General features: G+C 45.0%; 6 protein-coding genes. 1 reads left to right on the top strand and 5 read right to left on the bottom strand.

The features are described 5' to 3' along the window. Positions 1-60 precede the first annotated feature (60 nt). Together CLV31_RS20580 and CLV31_RS20575 are read right to left on the bottom strand one after the other, a co-directional pair. Entirely contained in the window at positions 61-837 is a 777-nt protein-coding gene (locus CLV31_RS20580; protein ID WP_111395000.1) for an ABC transporter permease, read from the bottom strand. 178 nt (positions 838-1,015) lie between these two features. Further along, positions 1,016-1,522, bottom strand: coding sequence for a helix-turn-helix domain-containing protein (locus CLV31_RS20575; RefSeq protein WP_111394975.1), 507 nt, complete (start codon positions 1,520-1,522; stop codon positions 1,016-1,018). A gap of 1,967 nt (positions 1,523-3,489) precedes the next feature. Between CLV31_RS20575 and CLV31_RS20570 the strand changes: the two genes are divergently transcribed. Further along, the gene (locus CLV31_RS20570; protein WP_111394974.1) at positions 3,490-4,866 is read left to right on the top strand and encodes a hypothetical protein; all 1,377 of its coding nucleotides are present in this window, start codon (positions 3,490-3,492) and stop codon (positions 4,864-4,866) included. On the opposite strand, the gene CLV31_RS20565 is transcribed toward CLV31_RS20570, so the two are convergent. Genes CLV31_RS20565 through CLV31_RS20555 form a run of 3 tightly spaced genes read right to left on the bottom strand, consistent with a single transcriptional unit; the run spans position 4,827 to position 8,988 of the window. Beyond that, entirely contained in the window at positions 4,827-5,999 is a 1,173-nt protein-coding gene (locus CLV31_RS20565; protein ID WP_111394973.1) for a hypothetical protein, read from the bottom strand. The genes CLV31_RS20570 and CLV31_RS20565 overlap by 40 nt on opposite strands. Next, positions 5,987-7,489 carry a hypothetical protein gene (locus tag CLV31_RS20560; RefSeq protein WP_111394972.1) on the bottom strand — a complete coding sequence of 501 codons (1,503 nt, stop codon included), beginning with the start codon at positions 7,487-7,489 and terminating at the stop codon, positions 5,987-5,989. Before CLV31_RS20560 ends, CLV31_RS20565 begins: the two co-directional genes overlap by 13 nt. Continuing rightward, a complete protein-coding gene (locus CLV31_RS20555) occupies positions 7,480-8,988 on the bottom strand; it encodes a hypothetical protein (protein ID WP_111394971.1) in 1,509 nt (502 codons plus the stop codon). The genes CLV31_RS20560 and CLV31_RS20555 overlap by 10 nt, the downstream gene beginning before the upstream one ends. Positions 8,989-11,190: the final 2,202 nt, after the last annotated feature.

The following is an 11,190-nucleotide window of genomic DNA, read 5'->3' as shown; positions in this document are numbered from 1 at the left end:
ATCCTTCGTCCCGATTGATGGAAAAATTCCATGTGAGATCGGGACCGACTCATGGGCCAATTACGCGACATCGGCGAATATCCGTTCCATTCGTCGGAAATAAAACATGCCGAAAATGAAGAAAACAAGGGAAATAATGGTTCCTGGCCAAATCCATTCCCATGGCATAGGGCGATTGAGGAAAGCTGCTCGGAATCCTTCGATCACTCCAACCATGGGATTTAGAATATACAATTTTTGGTATTGTTCGGGCACTGCCGTGGTACTGTAGACGACCGGAGCAGCATAAAGCAAAAGTTGAACTACAAAGGTGAGGGCATGTTTTACATCCCGGTATTTTACGGCTAAAGCCGAAAGGAACATCCCAATCCCCAAGCTGCACATGAGAAGTTGGACGATGAGAAATGGGATAAACAACATTCCCCAACCGGGAACTTGGCCAAAATAGATCAGCATTCCGATGACCACCACAAAGGCGATGGAAAAATCAAGGAGTTTGGACAAAATTGCAGAGAGTGGAAGTACCATTCTCGGGAAATATACCTTGGTGATCATGTTGGCATTCTGAATCAGGGAATTGGCGGATTCGGTGAGCGTTCCGGAAAAATAATTCCAAGGCCAAAGTGCCAAGTAGGAAAAGAGGACATAAGGCATTCCGTCAGAGTCCACCTTGGCTAAGCCTCCAAACACCAAAGTAAAGACCAAGGTCGTGAATAGGGGCTGGATGATGGCCCAAGACACTCCCAAAATGGATTGGGCATACCGGGCTTTGATCCCTCGGAGCGTCAGGAAATACAATAAGTCTTTGTATCTCCAAAGTTCTTTGAAATCGACCATTTTCCAGCCGGAAGAGGGTTCGATGACTTTGTAATGGGGTTTATCTGAGGAGGACAAGGAATGAGAGGTTTGGAAGTAGGGAAGTTTGGAAGTAGGGAAGTTTGGAGGTTAGGAAGACGGGAGGTTTGGGAGTAAGGGGTTGGGAGATGAAGAGATTAAGAGATTAGAGATTAAGAGATTAGGTCCCGTAGACGAGGATGCCGTTGAGATTGCCGGGATCTTCTTCCATGATTTCGACTTTTACTTTTCGTCGGACTTTCTCGTAGGTTTTGTCTTTGATAAACTCGAGGTATTTTTCGTCCAGGTTTTTACCGACAAGAATCAGTTCAACTGTACCTGAATCAATTCCCATGGCATAATCGCCAACAATATAGGCCCGCTGCACGTCTCCCATCCGCTTGACGATACGCTCCATCAGATCGTCTAAACCCAGGAATTTGCTGACCATTCCTTTGATTTCAGAGAAGAAGGGATGTTGATGATTGGCCTTGTAGACTTTTGTCTTTCCTTCATCTTCTGCCAGAAGCAAGCCTGCCTCGGTCAGGCGGTTGAGTTCTACCCGGACTGAATTGGTGGATTCTTCAAACTCTTTAGCCAGGGAGCGCAGGTAACCCGAATTTGAATGAGAGAAAAACTTCAGAAGAAGTTTGATTCGGGTTTTAGAAGTGACTAGGGAGTCGAGCAAGGGAGAGGGAGGAGTTAGTGAGGGTTGTCAGTGGGCAGTATGTAAGGAGTAAGTGGTTGTCGCGTTGTCTGGTTGTCCAGTTGTCACGTTGTCGGGTTTTCAACTTCGCTCCTGCCTACCGGAGGTAAGTTGTCACGTTGTCCAGTTGTCAAGGTTGTCGCGTTGTCTGGTTGTCGGGCCTGCCTGCCGAAGGAAGGTTGTCCGGTTGACCAGTTGTCACGTTGTCAGCTTTTCGTTGTCCGGTGCCTGTGCTGAGCCTAGTCGAAGCATCGGGGTTTCAGTTTCGCGCCTGCCTGCCGAAGGTAGGTTGCCGGGTTGTTTTTGCCAACTCCTCTACTCGAGTCACAGCGCTAGGTGGAAGTGTCAGTAAAGGATTTCAATGTTCAAACTCAAGGTTCAATTTTCAATGTTCAAGTGCTCTAATCCTTGAGCATTGGTAATTGGTTATTGTTCATTGATATTTTCTAGTTGTCCGGTTGTACCCCCCGGCCCTCCCGAAATTCTTTCCCGAATCGAGTTCGGGACAGGCAAGGACAGGCTCTTAAGGGGGAGAATGGGGTGTAGTAATCAAACCAATCCATTGAACTTGTCGAATTCGGTTTCCAAAGTGCTCAGTACAGGTGTTTAATTTTCAATTTTCAATGGTCAATTTTCAATGTCCAAGTGCTCTAATCCTTGAGCATTGGTAATTGGTTATTGTTCATTGATCATTGAAAATTGGTTATTGAATTGAATACAGCTTCGCCCGGTCACTCCCAAGGTTAGGGCTTGCTGTATGAGTAAAAAAATTACTCAGTCAAACAAATTTAAATGCTTCGGGGATTTTTCCAAATGAGGGGATGGGTTGGGGAGTTGGGAAGTTTGGGAGTAGTAAGTTGTAAAGTGTAAGTGGTTGTACCCCCCGGCCCTCCCGAAATTCTTTCCCGAATCGAGTTCGGGACAGGCAGGGACAGGCTCTTAGGGGGGAGAATGGGGTGTAGTAATCAAACCAATCCATTGAACTTGTCGATTCCCGTCTCCAAAGTGCTCAGTACAGGTGTTTAATTTTCAATTTTCAATGGTCAATTTTCAATGTCCAAGTGCTCTAATCCTTGAGCATTGGTAATTGGTTATTGTTCATTGATATTTTCTAGTTGTCCGGTTGTACCCCCCGACCCTCCCGAAATTCTTCGGGACAGGCAGGGACAGGCTCTTAAGGGGGAGAATGGGGTGTAGTAATCAAATCAATCCATTGAACTTGTCGAATTCCGTTTCCAAAGTGCTCAGTACAGGTGTTTAATTTTCAATTTTCAATGTTCAATTATCAATGTCCAAGTGCTCTAATCCTTGAGCATTGGTAATTGGTTATTGTTCATTGATATTTTCTAATTGTCCGGTTGTACCCCCCGGCCCTCCCGAAATTCTTCGGGACAGGCTCTTAAGGGGGAGAATGGGGTGTAGTAATCAAACCAATCCATTGAACTTGTCGAATTCCGTTTCCAAAGTGCTCAGTACAGGTGTTTAATTTTCAATTTTCAATGGTCAATTTTCAATGTCCAAGTGCTCTAATCCTTGAGCATTGGTAATTGGTTATTGATATTTTCTAGTTGTCCGGTTGTACCCCCCGGCCCTCCCGAAATTCTTCGGGACAGGCTCTTAAGGGGGAGAATAGGGTGTAGTAATCAAACCAATCCATTGAACTTGTCGATTCCCGTCTCCAAAGTGCTCAGTACAGGTGTTTAATTTTTAATTTTCAATGGTCAATTTTCAATGTTCAAGTGCTCTAATCCTTGAGCATTGGTAATTGGTTATTGTTCATTGATATTTTCTAGTTGTCCGGTTGTCGGGTCTGTCTATCGAGGGGTAGATCCATGGACCTGTTTCACGCTGGTTCTTGATTGGGAGGCTAAGATTGAAAAGGCGTTTGGTTTTGGAGAATGCAGTGGGATTATCAATCTTTAAGTTTATAAAACTTACTGTCCACACTCTTGACTGGAAAGGCGTCTGCGAAAATTGGCATTTACCTGATCGGGGCAACACTGTCTGTGGTGGTTTTGGTATTTGCATTTTTCCAGGTCTGGATTATAAAAGCCAACACGCCCTACTATGGAGATGAGCATTTTTATGTGAAGAATGCAGAAAGCTTCTACCTTCACCACACCTTGGAGGCAGCATTTTCCTACACCGGAAATGGGTCGAAACTTTTAGGGGCTGATGCCCATGGACCTGCCTATCCCCTACTTCATGGAGGAATATCCAAGCTTATTGGCTGGAACATCCGGAATATCCCTGTCATTCATTTGGTAATTCTGAGTATTTCGATCTTACTATTCTGGATGAAGTCGGCAGGTGGGGTTCGCACCAAACTCCTACAAATCCTCCTTCTTCTAGGCTGCCCAGTGACCTTATTTTATTCGATGACTTTTATGCCAGAGCTTCTTCACCTGGCCGGAGGTATCGTTTTATTTTTATTGATGGAAAAACACCTGGCCAAACAGTCCTCCCAGACTTATGCCTTTCTCTTATTGTGGATCGCAATGCTTGGCCTCTTCAGAAGCACTTGGTTTTTTGCATTGATCGGATTGATGGTTATTCCCTGTCCATTGCAGGGGTTCAAAAGAGCGATTTACCCTTTGGCAGGTTTGGGTTTGGCCTTTTTCATGCAATATTATTTTCATGAACAAGTTCCCAATGGGTTCTCAGCAGCAGGAAATCGACTGAGCCAGGGCCATTGGATCACCGCACTTTCCGAATTGTATTTCAACACCAAAAGGAATCTTTACTTTCTTCTGACGTACACAGAGGGTTGGTTTTATACCTTACAAAAAATCTGGTTGATCCTGAGTTTGCTTTTGGCGGCTTTTGGATTCAAACGTGAACCCATGATTCGGTTTGGGGTAGTGATGTTGCTGATTCAACTGGTGTTTACCCTGGTATTTTACAAAAACTATGATTGGGTCGATCTGAGGATGTACACCCCATGGGTAATTTTCCTGAACCTGTGCCTTTTGGCCAAGAAACAGCGCGGAAGAGAGGTTTTGGTCGGGATCAATTTGACCTCCTTTATTTTAATCCTTCCTTTGGTCAATCAGCTTTTATTCTTCCGTACCCATCAAGAGGTCAAAGATGTGCCGAAAGAAGTCCTGGAAGAGCTTGGACAGCTCAGTTCCCCCGCTTTGATTTGGGTGGACCCACAAATTCTCCAAGACTATGCGCTTTGGCAACTCCCGATTAGTCAGCTGAAGGGAGAGCCTATCCGGTATATCCTACCCTATTATGAAATCCAAGGGGCTCTTCCTACCGCTTGGCTTCAGGAAAAAGAAGGTCAGTTGAGGGCATGTCCAACGAACAATCGGTGCCAATAAGCCAATCCGAAGCCTACCTGGGTGAGGTACATCAGGCCAAAAAGGAGAAAAGGGATACTGATTTTTTTACCCTTTTCTATAAAATCCCTCCCCACCCAAATCACCATGCTCAGGTAATGAAGAAAAAGAGCAATCGGAATTTGCCAATAAAAGTTGCCATGAAGCTCTCTGAATCCCGTCTCAGAAAAAATCAGATATACGGCTAAAGCAAAAATCAGCAGGATACTGCTAAAACTGAAAAAGGGGAATTTGAACGCATTTTTTCCCCAGAAAATCAAAAAAATCAGCGTGGTGGAAAAGCTGGTAATCGCGTCAAACCAGGGCTCTTTGGAATAATGCAGGTGAACCCGAAGTGGATTGATGATCACGGATGAGCGCTCCTCTGGGGCGTACATTTTTTCGATCATGGGATCCAGGTCAAAAATCCAACGTTTTTCCAAATACAGGATCAGAAGTAAGACGAGTGAAGTTCCTATTGCCCCTGCCCATCTGGATTTTTCTTTGGCAAAGTGGATCAACGTAAAAACAGGAAAAGCCGGAATGAAGCAAAACATAAAGCTGGGTTTGATCAGCATGATCACCAAGCTCAGCCCTAAGATCTGCCACAAATATTTTTTCTCAGGACTTGCAAACCATCGAAGGGTCTGACGAAACAGGAGCAGACAAAATGGAAATGATGCAATTAGGGTGGAATTATGCCAGATGGTTGGAGTGAATTTTCCCAAGTACCAATAGGACCCGTCGATTGACGGGATGTAGATCGGACTTAAAAATAAAATTGAGGCCGTGAGGAGAAAGAGGAAAGGTTGCTGGATCTGTAGGTGCGTTTCCATCATCGAAAAGCTGATGCGATACTTCCACCAGAAGGAAGCTGTCAGGATTACCAATGCACTTAAAACCAGGGGATACTTGTACCAAATCAGCAGGTCCAACAAAAAAATGGCCGTGTAGTATCCCGGGGGAGAAGGGAAATAACCCTCCTGAAGGTAATCCAGAAGCAGGAAATTATGGACTTTAATGTCAAATGACTGGACATCATAATACTTGATCATGTAGGCCAGTGTAAAAAAATACATACCCAGCACAAGGAGATCGTACTTCCATCGGTCGAAAAAGCCAACTAATCGAGACATGAGGGAGAAGCAAGTAAAATCATGGATGATCGGGATTCTTTCCTTTCCAGGTGAAGAAAGTACTTCCGGTTGTTGAAATAAGTAGCCGAATCTACGAAATAGAAATTTCTCGCCCCCTCATCCTTTCGCTGAGTAGTAGGGAGCAAGGTGGGCCATCCCAGTAATTGAAAAGGGAGCGGTTTATCAAAAAGCAGGTCCCTATAGTAGTCCCCTTTACCGATGAGGTATGTTTGGGCATTGGGGGGCAATCCGGCCAAGTCTATCCTCAAGTCATCGCCCGGAATCAGATTTTCAGTGCTTCTTGTAAAGGAATAAACATGATAGGCTAGGACTGAAATAGATATAAAAATCAGAGAATTTATCAGGGTGTCAGAGGGTGATTTTGGACTGGGAATCAGAGGAGTGCAGACCATCGCTACCAGAAAAATAATTCCATAGACCTGGACTTTGATCAAAACAAAGGGACTCGCCAAAACCAATACCCCCAGCAAGCCTCCCAAGCCCAGGATGGTCCATTTGGGTTGGATGAGAAATGAAAAAACCAATAACAGGCCGAATAGCCCCAGCAGGAGATGTTCATGGGCTATAAAAGTGGTCAGTGCGGCCTTTATTCCCAGGAGATTGACCACATCGGCCCGTTTTTGATCCAATAAATCTTTCCAATCGGGCAACTTATCCGTCAATTCCGGATGGGTATGAAAGTCGATCAGGCCATTGGAAAAATGATATAAGTCCGGATATAAATCCCGGAACTGATCTTTCTGAAGCTGGAGAACAGGATGATCGAAGACCTGTGATCGAAGCCTGTTCACCTCCTTGATATCCTGCATATTTTGGGTTGATACCCAAAGCCAAAAGGTGATCCCTCCCACTATGCCGATCAAGAGCGGCAGCGCCAAGTTTTTGGCCAAGCTGCTTTTTCTATACCAGCACCACCAAATCCCAAGGCTTGCAAACAAAAACAAAAAGAGTACAATCGGACGGACTAAAAACCCAAAAATGATAAGTACGTCGCTTGGAAAGAGCGAGGATTTCTTTTTTTCGTCCCTACTATTCTCCCATCTGGCTACCCAACCGGCAGCAATAGCAAATGCGGAGACTATGGAAAATTGGAGAAAAAAGAGGAAATGGATATAGAATCCAAAAAGTAACAGGGTAAGTAGCAGACGTTGATTTTTTGGAAGCGCCATTTTTTCAAGTGTCCTCAACCAGGTCAAAAAACTGAGGTACATCCCTACAAACCAGGTAATGGGATACCAGGGAATTGAGGGTGCGAAAAAATAAAGTTTTGAAAAGCTCCAACTCAGAAAGGGATGCAAAAATACGGCAAAGGACTCTGTGGTCCCTGTATAAGCCCCCGACACGAGCCACATCATGAGTTCGTCATCATTGACTTGAAATCTCCAAGGCAAAAATGAAACAAATAGCAGGGCCAAGGCAGCCCATATCATCCAGAAGGTAAAAAACCTTGAAAACTGTTTCAATTCCATAGCAACAGGATGGGATTACCTTGAATGGTTCCCAAGTTCTGAGAGTGGTTGAAGTTCCAGTTTTCAGGCAAGGAATCCAAAGCCTGAAAGATCATCACGGGTGGTACCGGGTCTTGGCTTTGATCGAGCTGTTTTTTATCCCAGACTACTGGAGAATGAGGAATTGTGATTCCTGCGAGGTAGGCCAATCCGGGAATCCGGTACGCGGTAAAAATCTGCTGCAATTTTTTATCCTGAACAAAGGGCCTGATTTCCGTGGTCACCCGGATCACTTCTGAGTCAAGAAAGAGGGTGTTTCCTTCGGAAATGGTCAAAGGAACCTTAGGCTTCCAAAGTGGGGAATCCTGACCGAATGGGTGCCACCAAATTCCATTAAACACCAGGCAAACGACCAGTACGGGAAAGGTGTTGAGGTAATACCGGGTATTTCTGCTTTGTTGGACCAGGATCAGAAGTGCCCAAAAAATCAGGTAGTGAACCCCTATTCGCATCCAATACACATTGCTTCCAAAGTGCAGGATAAAAGGCATTAAAAACAGGGTCAATTGGGGAATAGCAAATGAATCGAATTTGGGCAGTTTTCTCCAGGAAAAGGGGATCATGGCGGCTGTAAGCACCATGACGACATGCTCCCACTCCCCTACTGTCACATGGGTAAAGAAGATGAGCCAGGAAATGATGCCCAAGCCAAACATCCAGAGAAGTAGTTTTTTTCTTTGAGATCCCTCTTTCACCTTCAGGTATAACAAGCCCGGGACCATTGCGATTAGGGCAAAGGTCAGTCCCAGAATTGGGCTTTTCATGACAGAAAGGAAGCCATACCCCGGACGTGTCGTATGCTGCGGAACAGCCTCCAGTAATCTTTTAATGGCAAAATCATCAAAAACCAGCTTGAAACTCATTTCCATCACTAAGAATGGCAGGATAAGATAAACCAAGGAGCGGACTGTAAACTGATGGCTGAAAATCAGCAGGAAGAGGGTTGCCAGGAAAAGAAGTGAAGCAACCGGAAACTTGAAGTAAAAAATCAGAGCCAGAATAAATCCGAGAAAAATTGATTTTTTTCCAGAGGATAGAGGAGAAAAGGCAATTGCTAACCAGCAACTTGCTAAGACCACCGTGGAAGAGTTGTAGGAAAAAGAGGGAGGCAGAAAGGCGTATCCTGAAAACAGTCCCAGACTGGCAAGTATAAAAGCATGCAGCGAATCAAAAGGATGTTTCGTGTTGTTTTTTAGAAAAAAAGAAATGGCAATTCCTCCCAGCAGGTAAGAAAGAAGGCGAAGGAATCGAAGTTCGACCATGGAAAAAGAAACGCCGGTCCACTGAAAGAGGAGTTTAAAAAACAGGTCGTAATTGATAATTCCCGACTGATTTTCCTGATGGGGATTGGCCAGAAGGGCATAGAGTCCTTCATCGGAGATATCAAATCCTCTATTCCAGCCTAAACCAATGAGAAGAATACATGCTCCGAAAGAAATGAAGGAAATCGTTTTTGACATGAACGAAAATAGGGACTTTCCCTGAAAATGGTTGTCAAGGACATCAGCCGTAGGCCTGGTGTGTTTAACCGCAAAGTTTCGCAAAGAAATAGAAGTTTCTGGATCTCAAACTTGATTGAATCATTTTAGGCTTTTTTGGGTCCAATCCTTTGCAAGCTCACAAAGAAAAAAAGCAGAAGCATTTTTGGGTAGCTGCTAGCGAAGTTGGTTAGTTGTAAACTGTAAAGAGTAAGTGGTTGTCGGGGCTGTAATCCCCGGCCCTCCCGAAATTCTTTCCCGAATCGAGTTCGGGACAGGCAGGGACAGGCTCTTTAGGGGGAGATGATGGGCTGGGGAGGCGGGAAGTTTGGGAGTAGTAAGCGGTAAAGGGTAAGTGGTTGTCGGGTTGTCGACAGTTAGGGTCCAGCTTCTGGAGAAACAGGATAACTGGCTACAAATCGGGAATACGATCCAGCGAACGTAGTTTGCCGTGAGTGAGGACACTCACGGAGGCGAAAATAGGATCCAGCTTCTGGAGAAGCAGGACAACTGTTGCTGATAAAAGCCGTCAGGGGGGACACTCACGGCGGCGAGGCTTTGGAAGATCAATTCTTATTCAAGGGCACCGCTGAGGTGCTATCCTATCCTTTTAAGTTTCAGGTTAGGATCCAAATTTGAGACGGTCGGAGGATAGATTTGAAACTTTCGGATTCTTGTATAAATCTCATTTCGTCTCATTTAAAGTCAAAAGTGTGGAAAACTTTACCTCTTGAGAAACAAAAAATACCCAGTAGTGGGTATTTTTTCTTAATGACTCTGACCTAATTTTGACGAGGGTGATTAAGCAACTTTTCTCATCACTTTTGCTCAAAAATATTAAAGGGATTTTTTTCATGACTTTTCTCCCCTTTTCAGTTGAAACAAAAAAGGAAGGCTTCGGTCTTCCTTTTTTTTAAAATATGGTTGGGGGGATGGGAGTTGGGAGGTATGGGAGTATGGGAGTTAGGAAGTAGGGAGGTTGTCGGGTTGTCTGGTTATCCAGATGTCGGGTTGTCGAAAGATTGAGTCCAGCTTCTGGAGAAGCAGGATAACAGACGAGCGGCCTTGGTTAGTCGTAAATGGTAAGGAGTAAGTAGTTGTCTGGTTGTCGGGTTATCCAGTTGTCGAAAGATAGAGTCCAGCTTCTGGAGAAGCAGGACAACTTGGTAGGTTGCCGTGATTGCGGACACTCACGGGGGCGAGAGAATGGCCTTTGTTAGTCGTAAATTGTAAGGAGTAAGTGGTTGTCCCGTTGTCGGGTTATCAGCTTCGCGCCCGCCTCCCGGAGGGCAGGTTGTCCGGTTGCCTGTGCTGAGCCTAGTCGAAGCATCGGGATGTCAGGTTGTCCAGTTGTCGAGTTGTCTGGTTATCCAGTTGTCCAGTTGTCGAAAGAAAGAGTCCAGCTTCTGGAGAAGCAGGATAACAGACGAGCGGCCTTGGTTAGTCGTAAATGGTAAGAAGTAAGTCGTTATCCTGTTGTCGGGTTATCCAGTTGTCGAAAGATAGAGTCCAGCTTCTGGAGAAGCAGGATAGCCATTGTTTGCCGTGAGTGGTGACACTCACAGCGGCGATGGAATTTCGACTCCTTGATAAACCGAACATCATTCTCGATTTTAAACTAACTACCAGATTTTTCCCTTGGTCACTTTTTGAAGGCCAAAAAGTAACCAAAAACCCTTTGGCCGTGATCCAGTCTTCAAACTGGTTATTTTCTGATTTAAAATCGGGATTTTCAGTTCAGTTTGATTTTTTGAGCTTCATCTCGGCTAAAATTTGGCGGATCTCGCTCGCAAGCTCACGAGCTAGCCAAATTTTGACCGCCTCAATTTCAGCTAAAAAAACCGTCTGGATCAAAGGCCATGGCGTCACGATTTAAATCAGAAAATATTCTTTGGTTACAAATCGCTCTCTTTTCGGAAGATTGGGGTAAAATACAGGGCTTAGGATCATGATTTGGAAAAAACACCTTATTATCAGCACAAGGGTCGGATTGCAAATCCGACCCAGCGGAGGCAAACCCTAGAAGCCGTGAGTGAGGACACTCACGGAGGCGAAGGACACCCGGAGCATTAAGTGAGAACACTCACAGCGGGGAAAAAAGGAGGTAGCTGAGTTGTCGGATTGCAAATCCTGTAACAAGACCTCGACATTGCAAATGTCGAGGAACGGAGCGGCGATGGAATT

It is taken from the genome of Algoriphagus aquaeductus (assembly GCF_003253485.1).
Lineage (GTDB): Bacteria > Bacteroidota > Bacteroidia > Cytophagales > Cyclobacteriaceae > Algoriphagus > Algoriphagus aquaeductus.
The sequence above is the reverse complement of the archived record's forward strand: the minus strand, read 5'-3'. Positions and strand labels throughout refer to the sequence as shown.